Here is an 18,283-nt window from a genome sequence, read left to right on the forward strand (position 1 = left end):
TTCGGAGTGTGCCGGAACAGGACTGGCGCCGGCCAATGAAAGCCGAGCCCTCCGGGTTTGACCATCCCTGGCAGTGGCGCTCGGGCAAGACCGTCTCGAGCGGAGGGAGACAGACCGCGAGGAGGTCCGAGAGCTGATGGATGACCGCGGTGATGGGTTCGGCTCGAACTCCTCTCAGTCGACACGCGAGTAGAGGGAAGCGGCGCCCCTCAACCGTTCCATGGCTTTGGCATCGAGCTTTCGCTGGCAGCGAAGGTGAAGGCCCCGGTCACTGAACCTCACCGCCGCGCGAAGGACTGTCACGAGCGATTCAACGTGCCGCTCACTCACCAGCGTCGCCTGGACAGGTACTTCCGCGCCGAGGTCCACCGAGAGTTTCCAGGCTCCAGCCAGGGCGGCATCGAAGCGTTGCAGCCTGGGCGCCAGGGAAGAATCGGCACAGAGGACCACCGTGCCCGGCTCAGCCCTGGGGAACTCCAGCCAGGACAGGTGCGGCAGGGCGGCCAGTGCCTCGAACAGCCCAGGCCCGCGTGCGCCCGTCACCTCCAGGCGCCGCACCGGCAACGCGTGGGCGCCCAGCTCACGCGCCAGAGCCTCCGAAACGTTCCTCAACCGCGTCACGCCGCGCAGGTGCGGATGGGCAAGCCACCGGCTCCAATGCACGGCGGGGCCAGTCCAGTCGGCAATGCCGTTCCAGTCGATTTCCTCCACCGTGCCCCAGGCCGGTCCTGGCGCGGGCGCTCCCTCCATGACGTTGGATTCCATCATCCGGACCGCCACCGGAAAGCCTCGTGCGAAGCGTGCATACCCTCGCTCGATGACGGCCCCCAGCGGGGCCTCCCACTTCTCCCTGTTCGCCACCAGCAACTGAGTGATGCGGTCCTCGTCGGGCACCTCGGCGTATTGGAGCACGATGAATTCACCCAACGGGTCGCCCAGTTCGAGCAGTTGGTCGGCCAGCACTCTGCGCGAGGAGTCATCCTCCGGCACGGCATGGATGCGAGCGAGCAGCACATCCCGGGTGGAGGAGATCCGTTGCTCCACGGCCGTGCGCGCGTCGATGGCCTCCCTCAACGCCTCACACCGCGCCTGGGTCTCCTCGTCGAGAATGGGAGGGACCCAGCCAGTCCCCAGACGGATGACGATGTCGAGCTTCTCCGCCACGAAGAACAGCTCGGCGGGGAGTCTCACTCTCAGCGCATGAAGGACGTTCACGTCGTAGGGCGGCCCCACGTGCATGAACAGGCCGCACAGCTCGTCCAGGACCTGAGAGTGCTTGGCCACCGGCATGAGCGCGATGGCGAGCAGCGGTTGAATGAGCCGGGGGTCCGCGGCCCGCTCTCGAAACTTCGGGATCTGCCGCGCGGTCTCTTGCCCATGACCCTGCCGCGCATGCGCCAGGAGCGGCATCAGCTCCCTCGGTAGGTCCATCAGATGCCTCGGATCCCGCTTCTGCCACCAAGAGGCGTTGACGTCGAGCGGAGTGAGGCCGACCACGAGGCGGTCCGAGAGCTGCTGCGCGAGCGCGATGATGGGCTCCGCGCGGGCCTCAGCCCAGGCCTCCAACAGCCTCTGGAGCGCCTCCTCCTCCTCGTGCCGCTCGAAGGACTCCGTCGCGCGAGCCAGGAGCTCGTTCAGAATGTGGCTCACTTCGCCAGCATAGCCCTTTGCGCAGCGCCCAGTCGTCGAGGCCCAGGACTCGAGCGGGGCTGGCAGGAAGCAACGGGGCGCGGCGCCTCAGCCGCAGGAGGGGAGCGAGACTGGTGGGCGTGGCCAGGGGCTTGAGCAGCCGGGCCCCGGCTTCTGCTCCCGCTGTGATTGCAACGGAGCACCCCTCGGTGGCCAGCCGGCGTGGCCGGTGCGCCTGCGCGGACAGCAGGCGCACCGGCCGCTCCGTGAACGTGCGGCGGGGAGCGCGAGCGTTACGGAAGTGGCGGAAGCGCGATGCGCAGCTTGACCCACTCGTACTCCTTGACGGTCTTTCCAGCCACCTGGACGTTCTTGCTCTTGGAGCCGACCACGGAGAGCTTGAGGGGACTTTCAAACACCGCGTGCACATTGGTGTTCGTGGCGATGAAGCGCGCCAGCGTCAACGTCCCCATGACCATGACAGTCGGGCAGTCCGCCCTCAGCTTGCACGTGGGAGCACGATACACAATCACCGTGCCGCCCTCGATATCGTTCGCGCTGTTGAGGCGCGCCTTCGGTACGACGATGAACAGCCGATTCTTGCCGTCGGGAGTCTCCCAGACCGCGCCCAGCTTGTGGTCGATGGGGCTGTCGGGCTTGTTGGCGTTTACGTCCACGGGCCGGAGGATGACCTCGGTGAAGCGATCGCGCTCGAGGACCGCATTGACCTGGGTGAGCTCCGCCTTCTTCGTCCATCCCAGCCAGTGGAGCTGCGGGAGGTTGTAGTTATCCGACGGGAATCTGCCCATGAACGTGCTCGCGTCGCGGTACTCGATGGGCTTGTTGGTAGAAGGATCTCGCGCGTTGCCGTGCGCGAGGCCGAGGATGTGCCCGGTCTCGTGGACGTAGGTCCGGAACAGGTTGTCATTGAGGTAGATGTTGCCCCCGGTGGCGTGCGAGATGGAGCAGAGCCCGGTGGGCAGCACATACACGGTCATGAACGCGGTCGCGCTGATCTGGGCGACGGCCTGTTCCTTCGCCTTCCCGCAGTTGCTGCTCGTCACCTGCACGGTCTGCGTGCCGATGATATTCCGGTGCACCTGATTGCGAGACGCGACCACGAAGAAGTCGTACATATTGTGGACGTTGGCCATGATGGAACTCATCGAAGGCGTGGTCTTGCCCGCGAGCGCGACGCGAACGACATTGACCCTGTGCGTACTGTTCACGACGCCCAATCTGGGATTGTAGTTCCTGACGCACTCCGACTCCCCGACGGCGCAGGTGTAGTTGTAATCCGATGACGGCACCTCGGCGTCCGCGATCCGGAACGACTGCACGTTGCCGTCCGCGCTCGCGCCCGACTCGAACGAGGTATCACAGAGGCTCGCGTCGGATTGAACGGTGACCGAGTCCCCGGTGCAGCCCGTGCCGGCATGGAGCGTCACGGCCTTGCCGGACGCCACGTTGACGTAGGAGGCGCCAGCGGCTGGCTCCAGCGTATAGCAGCCATTGGCTTCGGCCCCCTGAATCACCTGGGAATCACTGTGGCAGCTTTCGCGCAGGCGGACTTCCATCGAGCGAGGGGTGCTGAGGTACTCGCGCATCGTGGGCCAGTTGGCCGCCGTGCAGTTCCCAGACTGCACCTCCTCCAGGAAGTAGCCATCCTCGAGCGCCGGGTGATCGTAGGTCGCGCACGTCTCCCACAGCTCACTCCAGTGGTCCCAGTCGCAGGTCCCCGCGTTGACATACGTCTCGACACACGCGAGCGACACCATGAGTTCAGGCGAGGTGATGGCCTGTCGGGTGGACCCGACGGACGCCTCGGTGCCGGTGCCACCGGGCTGTTCGTGGGCGGGCTCCTCCCACTCTCCTGCATTGCATGCCGATACCAGAACTCCGAACAGCAGGACGCCTGTCATGGACAGCTTCTGCATACTTCTCCCTCTCGCGGCCCATGGCCGCATGGCGCTGCGCATCATTTGCAGTGGAATGGCTGCTACAATTCGACAGATGAGCCAGCCCGTCGGCTGTCCCATCGGCGCTGTCTTGCCTGCGGGTTTCGCGGCGGGCGTCGCTCGCGCCTTAAATGGTCTTACTCGACATTCATGTAAAAATCGACAGACAGTGGAAAATTAATTTCGCGCCCTGACGAAAAGGTGCGAGCGGATTGCGGGAAGCGGATGAGAGGTGCGACAGAGCGCGAGGTATTGCGAGCCGCTGCTGCCGAGAGTTCAACATCCGAGGATGCAGTCACAAGAAGATTGCTTGAGCTCAACCCGGAATACCGGGAAGGAGGCGGCACACCCAGGAGCGTGTCAATGCATGTTCGTCGCCTTCCCCTCGCAGCTCACCGCGCCGTACTCGCCCTCCTCTTCGCCACTGCTATTGCCTGTGGAGTGAAGACGGAGAACGACCCCGAACTCTCAACGCAAAGCGCCGCGGTCACCTCGGGCACCCGGCTCATCGGCGTGCAGTCCGGCCGCTGCCTCGATGTGTCCCAGAACAGCCAGACGTCGGGGCAAGGCCTCAACATCTACGACTGCCACGCACAAGCGAACCAGCGGTTCCTGTTCACGCCCGAGGGCGAGTTGCGCGTGTTCGACGGCGCCTGGTGCGTCCAGCCCGCGACCGCCAGCGCGGGGGGCCGCGCCGTCATCAGCGCCTGCACCGGGGCCGCCAACCAGCGATGGGTCCGAAACACCAGCGGCGCGGTGGTCCATACGGCGACCTCGTTGTGCCTCGATGTCTCCGGTCAGGCCACCGCCAACAGCTCCCCGGTGGTGGTCTGGAATTGCAACGGCCAGACGAACCAGCAGTGGTCGCTGCCTGTCGACACCCAGCCTCCCACCGTGCCCACGGGACTCACCCTGTCCAACGTGACGTGCAACTCGGCCACGCTGACGTGGTCGCCGTCCACGGACAACGAGGGCGTCGCCTTCTATGACGTCTACCACGACGGTCAGCACATGAAGGCAGTCTCCGGCGCCGTGGTGTCCACCGGCCTCACGGTGGTCCCCGGAGCGACGTGGGGCCTGTATGTGAATGCGCGGGATGCGGCCGGCAACGTCTCTCAGGGCAGCGCCACGCTCACCATCACCCCGCCGCAATGCCAGGTGGATACCCAGGCCCCCAGCATTCCCACAGGCGTCACCGCCACCGCCCTGGGCACCAGTGTGACGGTGAGCTGGACGGCGTCGACCGACAACGTGGGCGTCAGCGCGTACGACGTGTTCCGAGGGGGCGTGAAGATTGGAACGGTGTCCGGCTCGCCGCCCGGGACGACCTTCGTCGACAGCGGACTCTCCCCGAGCACGACCTACGCCTACGCCGTGCTCGCCCGTGACGCCCAGGCCAATGCGTCCGCCCAGAGTTCGACCGCGACGGTCACCACCGGCCAGGCCTGCACGAACGACGTCTGCTCCGTCTCCCAGGTCGCCACCGACACGGACATCCCGTGGGGACTGGTGAACCTGCCGGATGGCTCGGTGCTCTACGGCCGCCGGGACGCGCAGAACATCGTCCGCCTGGACCCGGCGACGGGCCAGAAGACGTCGGTGGGTGTCGTGCCCAATGTGCAGAGCACCGACGGCGAGGGCGGGCTGATGGGGTTGGCCCTCTCCCCCACCTTCTCCACCGACAGGTGGCTGTACGTGATGCACACCTCCCCCACCGACAACCGCATCGTGCGCCTCAAGTATGAGAACGGCGCCCTCAACACCTCCTCGCTCCAGGTGCTGCTCTCGGGTATCGGCCGCAACAAGTTCCACAACGGCGGGCGCCTGCGCTTTGGCCCGGACGGGAAGCTCTACGCGTCGACGGGGGATGCCCAGAACGGTGCCTATGCACAGGACCTCAACAACCTGGCTGGCAAGGTGCTGCGGCTCAATGCCGACGGCACGCTCCCGTCCGACAACCCCTTTGGCAACTTCGTGTGGAGCTACGGCCACCGCAACCCGCAGGGGCTGGCCTTCGACTCCCAGGGGCGCCTGTGGGAGCAGGAGTTCGGCAACTCGGTGATGGATGAGACGAACCTCATCCAACGGGGTGGGAACTACGGCTGGCCGAACTGCGAAGGGACGGTGTCCCAGGGAGGCTCGGGCTGCGCGACGGCCGGGTACATCGCCCCGAAGCGGACCTACTCCACGGCGGAAGGCTCGTGCTCTGGCATCGCGGTGGTCCGCGACGTCCTCTACGTGGCCTGCGCCCGCGGCTCACGCCTCTACCGAGAGGTCATCAGCGGCACCGAGCTGACCAACGTGCAGCAGTTCTTCGTCGGCACCTACGGCCGGCTGCGCACCGTCGAGCCGACGCCCGACGGCAACCTCTGGATGACCACGACCAACCAGGGCGACAAGGACAGCATCCCCGACAACAGCAACGAGAAGATCTTCCGCGTCGTCCTCGGACAGTAGGGAGCGTTCATTGCCTCCGGGGCCCTTGTGGCGCCGGGGGCAGGCCTCGCCTCGCTCCGAGAGGCGGGCTCCGCGCACGCAGTTCCAGGCAGAGCGGGCGGCTTGTATCAACACCCCGAGCGACTCGACGACGAGGCGCCCTTGAATGGGCGCCTGCGTGCCGACTTCGCTTTCGCCTACTTCTTCTTTTTGATGAAGAACCTGTGCTCCGACCACCAGTCGAAGTGGCCTCGGCTCCGCGAGAAGTAGATGCCGCGTCCGGCATCGAGCACCTTTTCCCAGACGCTGCCGCCGTCCTTCTTCTTGAGTACGCCCGTCGGCTTGCCGAGGAACTTCTTCGCGGTGAAGTCGTTCACACCCTGAGGCAGCTTGAAGGCGAGCGGGCCGTCATACTTCTCGCCGAGGTGCACTTCGGAAATCACGCCATTGCGGCCGATGTGGACCGTGATGCCACGCTTCTTGTCCTTGAGCGCGCCTCCGGCCTTCAGGGGCCTGGTCGGCAGCTTCAGCTTCTTGAGCTCCGCCGAGAGCTTCGGGTCAGTCACGGGCCGTCCGAGCAGGGCCACCAGCCCTCGCGGAAGGGGGGCCAGCTTCTTCACGCCCTCGCTCTCCACCGGAGCGGGCGCGGCGTCACGCTGGTACGCCTTCACGTTGAACTTCGCGGGCTTCGGCGCCTTGACCTTCTCCTTCGCGAGCCACTCACGCAGCGCCTCGCGCTCATCGCCCTCATCCAGGTCATCCAAGCGCGTCTTGCCCGCGCCGAGCGCCAGCAGGAACGCCTCGAGGCTGGGAGCGACGACCTTCAGCACGTCCGACTCCGAGTCGAACAGCACGACCGGCCGCGGCGTCACGGTCGAGACGAGCGCGAGCAACGAGCCCTCTGGCAGCGACAGGAAGCACCACGCGTCGCTCAGCTCCCCAGGCACCTCCGAGGTCATGAGTTCGAACGAGCCGAAGTTTCCATACTTCTGCGTCGCGACCCACTTGGCGAAACGCGCGAGCAACGGAGGAACAGTCAGCCCCTTGGGCGGCTTCAGCCTGGCGAAGTATTTGCTCATGGGGCGCGCACCCTACCCCATCGTTCAAGGGATGCCACGGCGCCCGGAAATGGATTCCAGGCGCGCATCGACTCCGCCCCAACAGCGCTGACGCAGGGGCGCGCGCGGCTACTTCTGGTGGATGCGGATGAAGTTGAGCTTGTTGTTGGCGGCTCCCGGCGCGCTGCGCACGGTGAGCCGGCCGTCGGACACCGCGACCACGCCAGAGCCGTTGGTGAAGCCGTAACCCGTCGGCACACCGCTCAGCAGCACCGAGTCCTCCACCTGGATGCGGTATGAGCCGTTCTTGGTGCTCGGGTCTCCCGCCAGGAGGTCAATCGCGTAGACGCCGTTCGGCACGGCGATCTCCCAGACCCGGTCGCCCCCCTGCTGCATGCGCGCGTGACGCTGCGCCAGGATGTCGATGTCGTAGCCCGCGTCCACCATGTTGGCCGTGTTGTCCACGTTCCACCCATAGCTGAAGCCGTACGCCCGGCCCCCGTACACCTGGCCGTAGTCGGTGAGCATCGCGTAGATCTCCACGGGCGAGGCCGAGGCCGGCTGGAAGTTGATGTCCACTCCGAACTTCCGCGTCACCTCCACGAAGGCCAGCTTGTTGTTCACCGCGGCGCTGTCATTGCGAATAGTCAGCCGGCCGTCATTCACGTCGACCGTGGTCACCGCCTCCACGAAGCGCTTGTCCGTGGTGGGCGTGCCCTTCAGCACGTGGCCGTAGTATTCGACGCTGAAGATGTAGTCGCTGTCGAAGAAGCTCGGGTCCCCCGCCACCAGGCGGACCTGGTAGTAGCCGTTGGGGACCGCCAGCTCCCACGTGAAGTTGCCGCCGTTCTGCGTGCGGATGACGGTGTCGTAGGCCTGGGACGGCGTGTTCGCGTCATCGCGATCTCGCGTGTTGGCCGTGTTGTCCGCGCTCCACCCGTACGTGTGGCCATTGCCCCGGCTCCCGAACACCTGCCCTGAGTCCGCGACGAAGCCCGCGGGCACCGCCACGTTGGCGGGCTGGAAGTTCACCCGCAGCTCGAAGGGAACGAAGGGAGAGAACGGCACGGTCTGCGCCACGGCCGGAGCGCCGACCAACGCCAGTCCGCCCAGCGCCGCCAGCCGCACCGTCTTCGAGAGCAGTGTCTTCATGATGTCGACCTCGGGGTGTGGGACCGCGCCACGGCGGCCCCCGTGAAGGGCCCACCGCTAACATGCCCCTCCCGCATCACCGCAAGCCACACATCCACCACCCACTCCCCACGCACGGCGGCGCGCAATTTTGCCGCGAGAATGGATGCGCGTTGAACACCGCTCGCCAGACTCATCCATGAGTGCCACGCGACACGCGACAACAACCCATGTTGCGCAATCGGGGCGGGTGCGGGGTCTACGGGAGAACCCGGGTCAGTCAGGCCTCGGCCCGTCCTTGGAGAACCCCATGCGCAGCTCTGCTCCGCACACGCCTTCGCGTGCCACGCTGCCCGTTCGACATCCCTCGGCGGCATACCTGCTCGCGGCGGTCTTGATGGTCGGTTGCGAGTCCCCTCCCTCCGAGCCGCCGCCCCCGTCGCCGGAGTCCCGCCCCACGACGGAGGAGAGCCCCTACTTCGACGGAGAGCTCCTCGTCCGGTTCCGTGGCGGCGTTCAGGCCCTTGCCACGAGCGGCGCTGACGTGGTGAAGGGCGCGAGCGTCCTCCACGCGTACCGCGGGGCTCCCGGGCTTCAGCACGTCCGGCTTCCGGTGGGATTGAGCGTCGAGCGCGCCCTGGAACAGTATCGCGCGGACCCTCGCGTCGAGTTCGCCGAGCCCAACTACCGCCTCGAGAAAAACGCGCAGCCGGACGACACACGGTTCCGCGAACAGTGGGGGTTGCACAACGTCGGGCAGACGCTCGGCGTCGTGGACGCGGATATCAATGCGCCGGAGGCGTGGGAACTCGTCGAAGGGCGTGAGTCGGGTGTCGTCGCCGTCATCGACACGGGCGTGGACCTCACGCACCCGGACCTGGTCGACAACCTGTGGGTCAACCCCGGGGAGACCGCCGGCAACGGCATCGACGACGACAACAACGGCTACATCGACGACATCCACGGCATCGACGCGACGGACGCGGCGGGGGCCAGGCCGCCCAGGGACGACGATGGCCATGGCACACACGTGGCTGGAATCATCGCCGCGCGCGGTGGCAACGGACGCGGCGTCACGGGTGTGAGCCCCCGCACGAAGCTCATCGCCTGCAGGATTACGGACGCGAATGGAAACCTGTCGGGCGCGGCCGCCATCCGCTGCCTCGACTACGTCGCGGAGCTGAAGACGCGGACACGACACCCGGTGAACGTGGTCGCCACGAACAGTTCCTGGGGAGGGCGCCTCCCCTCGCAAGAGCTCGAACGAGCCATCGCGCGCAACCTGCCCGCGGGAATCCTCTTCGTGACCGCCGTGGGCAATACAGCCATGAGCCTCGACGAGAACTGGGGCTCCCAATATCCAGCGGAGTACTCGCTGCCGCACCTCATCCGGGTTGGTGCCTCGGACGCGTCGGACCGGCGTGCCTGGTTCTCCAACTTCGGTCCCCAGCGCGTGGACGTCTTCGCTCCCGGAGAAGCCATCCTGAGCACGGTGCCGGGAGGCGGGTATGCCGCCTACAGCGGGACCTCCATGGCGGCTCCCCACGTCGCCGGCCTCGTGGCGCTCCTGTCCGCGCAGGTGCCCGCGCGCGACTGGCGGACCTTGCGCAACCTGGTGCTCAGCGGAGGGCAGCAGGTGCCCGCCCTGCGGGACGTCAGCGTGACGGGCCGCCGCATCCGCGCCATCGGTACGGATGGAGTGGGCTCGATGAGCTGTGAGAACCAGACAGTGGCAAGGCGACTGGCGCCCCAGGGCGAGGTGTTCATCAGCGGCACGAGTTGGGGAGAGCCTGGTGATCGCGTCACCCTCTCCGCGCTGAACATCCGCTGTGGCGAGGCCGCGGGTCGCGTGACGGTGCTCATGAGCAGCCCCCCTGGCAGCATCGACCTCCTCGACGACGGCCTGGGCGCCGACCTGGTGGCCGGTGATGGCATCGCCACCGCGCACTGGTCCCCCCCGGAGACGGGCGCCGTCACCTTCACCTTCCCGGGAGAGGATGCGGTGACGGTTCATCCCAGGTTCCCTGCCCTCCCCTCCATCCACAAGGGGCGCGCATCCTGGAATCCCGCCCTGGGAGAGGTGGCCTTGTTCTCCATCGACTTCAGCGGACGTGGCTCTCCAGGGCCCTGGGAGGTCCAGTGGGATGTCGACTACAAAGGCCGCTTCGACGTCGATATCTCGACGGCGGCGCCAGGGACCTCCCACCCCGGCGAGGAGACGAACTCGTCCGTCCGGCTCGTTCCACAGGCCCCCGAGGCGACGGTTGCGGCCGTGAAGCTCATCGACTCCCTTGGGGTCGTCTCGCCCACCCTGCAGTTCTTGACGGACTACCAGAAGCCCTATCCCTCCGACGTGCGGGTCGACGCGAACATCCTGGTGCCCGAGACTTCTCATCCGTTCGAGCTGACCGTCTGGTTCCGGGCGAACGGCACCATCGGTCCCTGGGTCGTGCAATGGGACTTGTTCCATGACGGAGAGCGCTTCACTCCATACGCGGCGGACCTCGTCCTGAGCACCGCGGGAGGGGAGTGGCCCAAGGCCATCGGGCGACTCACGCGGGTGTTCTCCGCATCCCATGGGGGGCCCCACCGCTTCGCCGTGCGAGTCATGGACGCGAAAGGGAAGACCTCTCCCATCCAGACGTGGGGCGCTGTCGCGGTCTGCGGCCCTCCCTTCATCCAGGAGGTGGAGTGGGAGAGCGCGGGGCGCGTGGAGCCCGTCGACGCGAGGCTGACCGCCCGCGCCGTTCAGGCCTGCGAGCCCATCCTTCGCTACCGCTGGGACTTCGACGCGGACGGGAGCTTCGATGCGGAGAGCGAGAGCCCCTTCATCCGTCATGTGTATGCGGACAACGTCACCGGCCAGTCCTCGCAGCGGGGCATCGTGCGCGCGGAGACGGCGACGACCCACTTCGACCGGACCTTCGAGGTTCCCGTCGAGAACACAGCCCCTCTTGTCCTTCCCATCCCCGAGCAGGTCGTGACGACCCGGCAGCGAATGGAGTACCAGGTCCCCGCCCATGACGTGGCGGGTGACACGCTCCGGTTCACCCTGAGCGCGAACGCCCCCAGGTGGGTCCAGCTGAGCGACACCGGACGGCTCTCCTGGACGGCCTCGGAGTCGTGGGCTCGAGGGGAGAAGCCGCTCGGCTTCAGCGTCACCGTGACCGATGACGAAGGGCTGTCCGCGACCATCCCCGTCGTCCTGGTCCCCGCGTATCGGCCGGAACCGCCCCCCGCGCCCCCGGATGAGGGCGGGTGCTCCACCACGGTGGGCGCCTTCCCTGGGGGTCTCGTGCTGCTCGCGCTCCTGCCGTGGCTACAGCGCCGCGGCCCATCCCGGCGCCCGGGGCGAACACGGGAGAAGAAGAGGGAGCCCCCAGAGACCACCGCCCGCTGGACAGAGGGGCTCTGGTTCACGTTGTCGCGCTGCAGGGGGCTGACGAGCGTCCTGCCACCGCCACTCAGCGAGAGGATGTAGAGCTGCGCTCCCTGGGCCGGGTAGACCTTCGAGCCCAATCCGCCCAGGAGTCCCGGGGCCCTCGCGGCGTTCGCGTCCACCTTGGGGGCAGGATGCTTGTGGACCGACTCCTCGATGGGAAGGTTGTGCTCCGCTGTCAGTCGTCGCGGAGGGCCTTCATGAGAAAGCAGCGAAGAGGGAGTGGGTTCATTCCCACATTCAGTTCACTCCTGCTAGGGCTGACGCTGGCCTGTGGAGTCGAGACGACGGACCCATCCGAGGACGAAATGCACCTCGGGGAGGTCGCGGCCGAGCTGGTGGAACCCCCTGACGGGAAGGAGATCTTCCTGGAACGGTGTCCGACGGCGGCGGACGCACGGGACAGAACGCTGTTCGTTTCGAACACGGGGCCATGGAACTCCAGCAGGCCGTTGGGCTCCAGCTCCAACCCATACAGGACCATCACCCTGGCGCTGAAGGCCGCCCGGCCGGGAAACATCATCGAGGTGCGCCCGGGAACCTATCCCGAGCAGCTCGTCATCAACCCGTCGACGACCCGGGCGGGTACCGCCATCGCGCCCATCCTCGTCAGGGGAGCGTCGTCCTTCAGGACGCGCATCGTCCCCCCGACCGGACGTGTCGTGGGCAGCCTGCTGACCTTGAGCCAGCCCTACTGGATCTTCCAATCCCTGGAAGTGGACATCCAAGGCAAGGCATCGTTCGCCGCGCTCTTCGAACGCAACACCTATTGCTCGCAGTTGATTGACTCACGGATACACCGAGGCACAGCCGGTGGCGGCGTCGTCATCAGCAGTGCCAACAATGTCCTCATCGGCAACAACGAGATTTATGACTTCTCGAAGTCGGGGGCGGACTCCCATGGGGTCGTGGTCAAGAACGCCTCGCGGGAAATCTTCGTCCTGGAGAACAATATTCATCAGACCGCGGGCGACTCGGTGCAGTGTCAGATGGATGGCAACAGACCCGCGTATCTCTATATCGAGCACAACCAACTGCATGATGCCGGGGAGAACGGCGTCGACATCAAGGGTTGCGACTCCGTCTTTGTGCGCACCAACTCCATCTTCGACTTCCCCAACCTGTCGCGCTACCCCTGGCAGGCGAGCACCTCCGCGGCCGAAGCGGTGGTGGTCCACGCGGACGCCACGAACGTTCAACTCGTGTCCAACACCATTTCCGATGCGGGCCGAGGAATCTCGCTAGGAGGCACCACGGCAGGGGACCAGCCCGTGGACGTGCTGATTCGGAACAACACCATCAGCGACATCTTCAACTTCGCGAACAGGGGGAACGGACAGGGCATCCGCGTCGTGCAGGTCAACCGGGTGCAGATCCGCGCGAACCTCGTGCAGCGGACGGCGGACGCCGGACTGCGGCTGGCCGCGGATGAACCCCTCGGGGCCCCGGGCATGCTGGTGTTCGACAACATCCTCCGCGACATGCCGCTCTTCGTGCGGCTGGGCCGCGCGCAATACCGCGCCCAGATGAGGATGGACCGAAATCGTTACGAGGGGCCCCGTGGCAAATTCACGGCCACGGGACTCGTCAACCTCGGGGAGTTCCCTGAGTGGCGCAGCAAGCTGGCGCCCGCGGGCCTGGAGCAGAACTCAATACGAGTCCCCTGAGAGGCGACTCACATGAGGTTCCGGCCGCCACCACGCCAGCGGCCGGCGGGCCGGCTTCGGCCCTCATGCCTGCTCGCTCGATTTCGGGACAGCCTCTAGGATGTTCGGGCGCCTTCGCCGCGGACTTCGAGGCGAAGGAGGTCAAGGGCCCCGACTCCATGCATGTACCCCCACCCTCCGAACTCGAGCTCATCCAGGACGGCATCCGGCTGACCTCCTGGGTCTTCGGCATCAACCTGTATACCAGCCGCTCGTTCTACGACGGCTCCGTCGGGCTGCTGTCGGCCTGGGACCTGTTCCAGACCCGGTGCCCACCCGAGCGGCTGACCTTCCACGCCACGGAGACGATGAAGGCCCACAAGCCGGTCACGAAGCGGGTCCTCGGACTGCTCGGCACCTGGCTGGCCCCCGATGCGCCTCGCAAGAACTACCGCGGGCTTCGCCTTCGAGTGCTCCCGCGATGACAAGGAGGCCAGCGAGACACACGCCTGGAAAATGTCGATGCGTCACCCGGGCATCGACATCGTTCGCATCCCGTTCGACGCCAAGGCCGTGGGCGGCAATGGCATCCAGGGCGTGAATTGGCTGACGCTGCTCGACACAGGGACGCTGGAGCAACTCGGTGGGCTCAAGGCCCTGCGGAGTCAGCTTCCCGCCGAGGTCGAGCTGCTCGAAGCCCGGCATGGCACCCTGGTCAAGACAGGGCCCGCCCCCATGACAGGCGATGTCGACCACGGGGAGATGTTGCCGCTGTACCGTGAGGTTTATCGGCTGCTCGCGCCGTGGATCGCCATCGCGGCGGACCAGTCCATGGCCCTGCGGCTCGGGGGCGGCGCCATCCCCCGGACCGAGGCGTGGTACCGGCGACTGGGCACCTGAGCCCCCGCCAGGAAGCCGCACCCCGAGCAGGCTCTGGAAGGCTTGTCCACTCGCCCCGTTGGTCGACGGTGCGGGGTTGGAATTCAGAACGTTTGAGCGCGTTGGGGACTGTCGCAAGGCTCGTCCTCGCCCGCCGGCGCGAGGGCTGGGGCCTTCCACTCAAACAGACGCAGGGTCCGCCGTTCAGGGTGGCTCCTGCCACGCCTGGGAGCCTGCTCCCGAGCGTGGCGGTGTGCCCCTCGCTGGGCCTGCTGGAGGCAACACCGTTTGCGGAAACTTCGACTGGCATTCGCTGTCACGACTTTCTCACTGCTGCTGTCGGCAGGCTGCGGCAGTAAAGGAACGGAAAAGGAAACCCCTCCGGATGACCCCTCTCCGGACACCAGCCCCTCCGTACCCGGCGACGGCACCCCTGACCCCACGCCTGGCACCGGAGACCCCGACCCCACGCCTGGCACCGGCGAGCCAGACCCCACGCCCGGCACCGGCGATCCTGACCCTACCCCTGGCACCGGCGAGCCTGACGCCGGCACCCCTCCCACGACCGACCCCGGGCCTGTCATCCCCGACCCGACGGACCCCGAGCCTCCCGTAACCACTCCGCCCGAGCAGGTCGATGTCCTGCCCACCCCCAAGCGGACGCTCAGCGCACGCAACCTCAACGAGCTGCGGAGCATGATTGCGTCCGCCCTCCCAGGGGACCGCATCGAACTCGCCGACGGCGCCTACACCAACGCGGACCCCATCGAGGTGTCGGTCCAGGGCACGGAGAAAGATCCCATCGTCATCACCGCGAAGACCGTGGGTGGGGCGAGCATCGGCGGCGCGTCGAGCTTCCTCGTGGAAGGTGCCTCCCACGTCATCCTTCGGGGCTTCAAGCTGACGCATGCTGTGGAAGAGGGAGACGTCGCGCTGAGAATCGTCGGCTCGACCCATGTCCGCTTCACGCGGAATGAGTTCGCCATCAAGGACACGACGTCCATCAGCACCTGGATGCGGCTGGAAGGAGCGGGCAGCGGCAACAACCGCATCGACCACAACCACTTCCACGACAAGAAGAGCTCCAACGTCTTCCTCGCCGTCTATGGCGATGCGCCGAATGGAAGCACGGGCATGTCGCAGAACGACCGCATCGATCACAACTTCTTCCAGAAGCTGACCCTCGACGCCGAGGGAGGCGAGTGCCTGCGAATCGGCGACAGCAAGCGCGGCCCCATCAGCGCGCACACCGTCGTGGAGGCCAACCTCTTCGAGGAGTGCAACGGTGACCCCGAGGTCATCTCCAACAAGAGCTCGGAGAACGTCTTCCGCGGCAACACCCTGCGCAACAACAAGGGCTCGCTGGTGCTGCGCCACGGCAACAAGAACGTGGTGGATGGCAACTTCATCCTGAACAACGCGGGGGGTCTGCGCATCTACGGCCACGACCACCTCATCACCAACAACTACATTGAAGGCAGCACCGGCACGGGCGCCCAGGGCACCATCGTCCTCAGCAGCGGCTGCACCGAGGAGGACACGGGCCTGGGCACGGACTGCAGCGTCGCCAACCGGGTGACCGTGGCCTTCAACACCCTGGTGGGCAACGGGCCGACCCACCTGGTCATCGGCGCCTCCGACTCGCGCCGGCCCATTCCGGCCAGGGATCTGCGCGTCGAGAACAACCTCCTCGTCGGTGAGCAGGGCGCGTTGGTGGACTTCGAGCGGGCTCCGGATGGATTCACGGCCGTCGGCAACATGCTCTGGGGCGCGGCCTCGCCCGGCGACATCCCGTCCGCGGGCTACGTCCGGGCGGACCCCAAGCTGGTGCGCGCGGCGGATGGCCTGCTGCGTCCCACCGCCGCGAGCCCGGTGATTGGCGCGGCGCGTCCCTCCACTGGCACCCAGCCCCCCACCACGGACATGGATGGACAGGCGCGCACCGGCGCGCTGGACGTGGGCGCGGACCAGACCGTGAGCGGAGCGGGCCCACGACGTCCACTCACCTCCGCGGACGTCGGACCTCTGGCTCCCTGAGCAGAGCGCCAGAGGGTCCAAAACGAAGCAGGGGCTCGCCAGACAGCGGGAGCCCCTGCATTTGTCGTGGACCCCTGGACGAACGGCTCAGGGCGAGCCGGGGGAGCCTGCATTCTCCCGCGCACAGGACTCGGGTGCGGCGGTGACCGTGACGGCCTCGTCCGATTCGGCGGGCCGCTGCACCCGGATGCGATAGCCGCGGCCCGCCGCACAGGCGTGTACGTCGACCCCCTCCTGCAGCGGCACGGCTGAGACATAGGCTGGCGACAGGGCGTTCAGACCACTGGTGAAGAGGGTCGCGTAGTGCGCCTGCGTGCCTTCGCGCGGATAGATGAGCACCGTCGACGCCTTGCGCACCTCGTAGTCCTCCGAGTACCAACCGTCATACGGCCTGGTGGCCCCGCGCACGGTGGAGACGGACAGGCCGTCTGGCAGGGCCTGGGTGACCTGGAGGACGCGCTTGCCCTTCGGGTCGGTGACGAAGGCGGAGACGCCCTGCGTGGCGACGGTGAGGTCCGGCTGGAACTGCCAGCGCTGCTCGAAGCGGTGCGAGTCCTCCGACAGGAGCCGGTCCACCACCAGGACGACGTCCTTCTCCAGCAGCATGACCGCGCGCCAGTGACGCACCCCTTCGTACAGCGCGTGGAAGCCTGACTGGTAGAGCCACTGTCCCCCCTGTGCGGTGAGGCTGGGGCTGGCGTGCCCGTCGCGCTGGTCCAATCCGTCCACCGTTACGGTGTTGTGGGCGCGGGTGCTGCGGAAGTAGGCCTCCTCCTCTCCCGGCTCCTCGGTGAACATCCCGGAGTCCGTCAGCAGCGTGCGTCCGGCCGAGTAGAGGACCACGTTGAGGGCGTCCAGGTGGCTGTGGTCCGTACGGTAGGGCCCCGTGTCGAACACCAGGTGCGTCTGTGCCTGGTAGTCCAGGGCGGTGTCGAACGAGGAGCGGAGCACGGCCACGCCGGAGCTCGCGAAGAAGGCGAGGCGCTCGGTGGGCGCGGTGCCACACATGCCCGCCGTCAGCATGTGGCCCAGTTCGGGGAAGGCCGCGCCCATCCGCGCGAGCAACACCGGTTGGTGCTTGCGCACCAGCAGCCGCTGGCTCGCCCCGAGCATGGGGATGCGCCCGTCGGGCTGCACCACGTAGGAGGCGAAGCGGGCCATCCGCTCCAGCACTTCCCTGACGAGAGGAGACATCTCCAGGCCGTACGTCTGGGCCCACTGCGAGACCTGATACACCTGGGTGAAGACGTAGAACTGGTAGTAGGCGGAGTTCTCGATGATGAAGCCGTCCGAGCCGATGATATCCGTGAGCAGATCGTCGTAGCGATCCAGCGCCAGCTCACGCCAGCGCGGCGCATCCTTGAAGTGCGGGAAGTTCTCCGCGATGAGCAGCAACGCCGCCGCTTCGGCGAACCCGTGGTTGAAGCCCGCCTCGAAATGCTTCGGGTCCTCCAGGAAGCGCGCATCCTCGATGATGAGCCATTCGAGCAGCGTCGAGTCCTGCCAGGAGAGGGCATCCGCGTGCTTGAGCTTCCAGTACGAGTTGACGAGCACCATGGCCCGGTAGGCCGTGCCGTGCTTGTCCTCGCTGAAGACGGAGTTCTTCTTGTTCGCGGCGAAGCTCCTGAAGATGTCCATGAGCTTGTCGCGGTAGCGCCCGTCTCCCGTCTCCCGGAAGGCCCACAAGAGATGGGCGGTGGGCCGCAACCCGTAGAAGACGTAGCGCCAGAACTTCTCGCCGTAGGGGTCCTCCGTCCAGGTCAGCGGCTGGGGCAGGCGGACCGGCTCGAACCGGGGAACGGACCAGGTGTCCTTGAGGAGGAGGTCCGCGACCTCCAGCTCCCCCTCGTCCAACCACAAGTAGGCCACCTCTTTACCGAAGACATGGCCCTGCACCACGCACGCGCTGCCCTCGCAGCCCTTCTGCTGCACCGGGTTCGCATCCTCGCGCCCGCAGGCGATGTTCAGCACCTGCGCCGAGTCGAGCTCGTGCGACGGCTCCTTCTCAGTCCCGCAGTGCGTGAGCAGTACGAGGAGCAAGGCACCTTCCACGGCTCTCCATCCCAATCG

Annotated in this window: 11 protein-coding genes; 6 read left to right on the plus strand and 5 right to left on the minus strand. The window is 66.8% G+C overall.

Features of this window, described 5'->3' with window-relative positions; genetic code table 11:
• Positions 1 to 174 precede the first annotated feature (174 nt).
• Together HUA74_RS19890 and HUA74_RS19895 are read right to left on the minus strand one after the other, a co-directional pair.
• Positions 175 to 1,650 (minus strand): hypothetical protein, encoded by a 1,476-nt coding sequence (locus tag HUA74_RS19890; RefSeq protein ID WP_174455763.1) that lies wholly within the window; start codon positions 1,648 to 1,650, stop codon positions 175 to 177.
• 272 nt (positions 1,651 to 1,922) lie between these two features.
• On the minus strand, positions 1,923 to 3,566 hold the full coding sequence (locus tag HUA74_RS19895; RefSeq protein WP_254614720.1) for a hypothetical protein: 1,644 nt from the start codon (positions 3,564 to 3,566) through the stop codon (positions 1,923 to 1,925).
• A gap of 384 nt (positions 3,567 to 3,950) precedes the next feature.
• Here HUA74_RS19895 and HUA74_RS19900 point away from each other — a divergent pair, with 384 nt between their 5' ends.
• Complete coding sequence (locus tag HUA74_RS19900; RefSeq protein ID WP_174455764.1) at positions 3,951 to 6,044, plus strand: PQQ-dependent sugar dehydrogenase; 2,094 nt, start codon at positions 3,951 to 3,953, stop codon at positions 6,042 to 6,044.
• A gap of 176 nt (positions 6,045 to 6,220) precedes the next feature.
• Here the strand turns inward: HUA74_RS19900 and HUA74_RS19905 are convergent, their stop codons facing one another.
• Entirely contained in the window at positions 6,221 to 7,102 is an 882-nt protein-coding gene (locus tag HUA74_RS19905) for an SMI1/KNR4 family protein (protein WP_174455765.1), read from the minus strand.
• A gap of 108 nt (positions 7,103 to 7,210) precedes the next feature.
• Positions 7,211 to 8,233, minus strand: a complete 1,023-nt coding sequence (locus HUA74_RS19910; protein WP_174455766.1) for a hypothetical protein — start codon at positions 8,231 to 8,233, stop codon at positions 7,211 to 7,213.
• A 289-nt stretch (positions 8,234 to 8,522) separates the two neighbouring features.
• Between HUA74_RS19910 and HUA74_RS19915 the strand changes: the two genes are divergently transcribed.
• From HUA74_RS19915 to HUA74_RS19935, 5 genes are all read left to right on the plus strand, one after another.
• The gene (locus HUA74_RS19915) at positions 8,523 to 11,693 is read left to right on the plus strand and encodes a S8 family peptidase (RefSeq protein WP_174455767.1); all 3,171 of its coding nucleotides are present in this window, start codon (positions 8,523 to 8,525) and stop codon (positions 11,691 to 11,693) included.
• A 266-nt stretch (positions 11,694 to 11,959) separates the two neighbouring features.
• Positions 11,960 to 13,318, plus strand: a complete 1,359-nt coding sequence (locus HUA74_RS19920) for a right-handed parallel beta-helix repeat-containing protein (protein ID WP_174479049.1) — start codon at positions 11,960 to 11,962, stop codon at positions 13,316 to 13,318.
• Between the two features lie 65 nt (positions 13,319 to 13,383).
• On the plus strand, positions 13,384 to 13,782 hold the full coding sequence (locus tag HUA74_RS19925) for a hypothetical protein (protein ID WP_174455769.1): 399 nt from the start codon (positions 13,384 to 13,386) through the stop codon (positions 13,780 to 13,782).
• Positions 13,730 to 14,197, plus strand: a complete 468-nt coding sequence (locus tag HUA74_RS19930) for a type VI immunity family protein (RefSeq protein ID WP_174455770.1) — start codon at positions 13,730 to 13,732, stop codon at positions 14,195 to 14,197. The genes HUA74_RS19925 and HUA74_RS19930 overlap by 53 nt, the downstream gene beginning before the upstream one ends.
• Positions 14,198 to 14,464: 267 nt before the next feature.
• Complete coding sequence (locus tag HUA74_RS19935) at positions 14,465 to 16,213, plus strand: chondroitinase-B domain-containing protein (RefSeq protein WP_256434504.1); 1,749 nt, start codon at positions 14,465 to 14,467, stop codon at positions 16,211 to 16,213.
• Positions 16,214 to 16,300: 87 nt separating this feature from the next.
• Here HUA74_RS19935 and HUA74_RS19940 read toward each other — a convergent pair whose 3' ends face one another.
• A complete protein-coding gene (locus HUA74_RS19940; RefSeq protein WP_174455772.1) occupies positions 16,301 to 18,253 on the minus strand; it encodes an alginate lyase family protein in 1,953 nt (650 codons plus the stop codon).
• Positions 18,254 to 18,283 lie beyond the last annotated feature (30 nt).

Origin of the sequence: Myxococcus sp. CA051A, from assembly GCF_013336705.1 — a bacterium.
In the GTDB taxonomy this organism is placed as follows: domain Bacteria; phylum Myxococcota; class Myxococcia; order Myxococcales; family Myxococcaceae; genus Myxococcus; species Myxococcus llanfairpwllgwyngyllgogerychwyrndrobwllllantysiliogogogochensis.

What these genes read in the sequence shown, in the direction of transcription:
- HUA74_RS19895 (WP_254614720.1), bottom strand. Translation starts at nt 3,566, where the DNA reads ATGCAGAAGCTGTCCATGACAGGCGTCCTGCTGTTCGGAGTTCTGGTA.
- HUA74_RS19900 (WP_174455764.1), top strand. Translation starts at nt 3,951, where the DNA reads ATGCATGTTCGTCGCCTTCCCCTCGCAGCTCACCGCGCCGTACTCGCC.
- HUA74_RS19905 (WP_174455765.1), bottom strand. Translation starts at nt 7,102, where the DNA reads ATGAGCAAATACTTCGCCAGGCTGAAGCCGCCCAAGGGGCTGACTGTT.
- HUA74_RS19910 (WP_174455766.1), bottom strand. Translation starts at nt 8,233, where the DNA reads ATGAAGACACTGCTCTCGAAGACGGTGCGGCTGGCGGCGCTGGGCGGA.
- HUA74_RS19915 (WP_174455767.1), top strand. Translation starts at nt 8,523, where the DNA reads ATGCGCAGCTCTGCTCCGCACACGCCTTCGCGTGCCACGCTGCCCGTT.
- HUA74_RS19920 (WP_174479049.1), top strand. Translation starts at nt 11,960, where the DNA reads ATGCACCTCGGGGAGGTCGCGGCCGAGCTGGTGGAACCCCCTGACGGG.
- HUA74_RS19925 (WP_174455769.1), top strand. Translation starts at nt 13,384, where the DNA reads ATGCCTGCTCGCTCGATTTCGGGACAGCCTCTAGGATGTTCGGGCGCC.
- HUA74_RS19930 (WP_174455770.1), top strand. Translation starts at nt 13,730, where the DNA reads ATGCGCCTCGCAAGAACTACCGCGGGCTTCGCCTTCGAGTGCTCCCGC.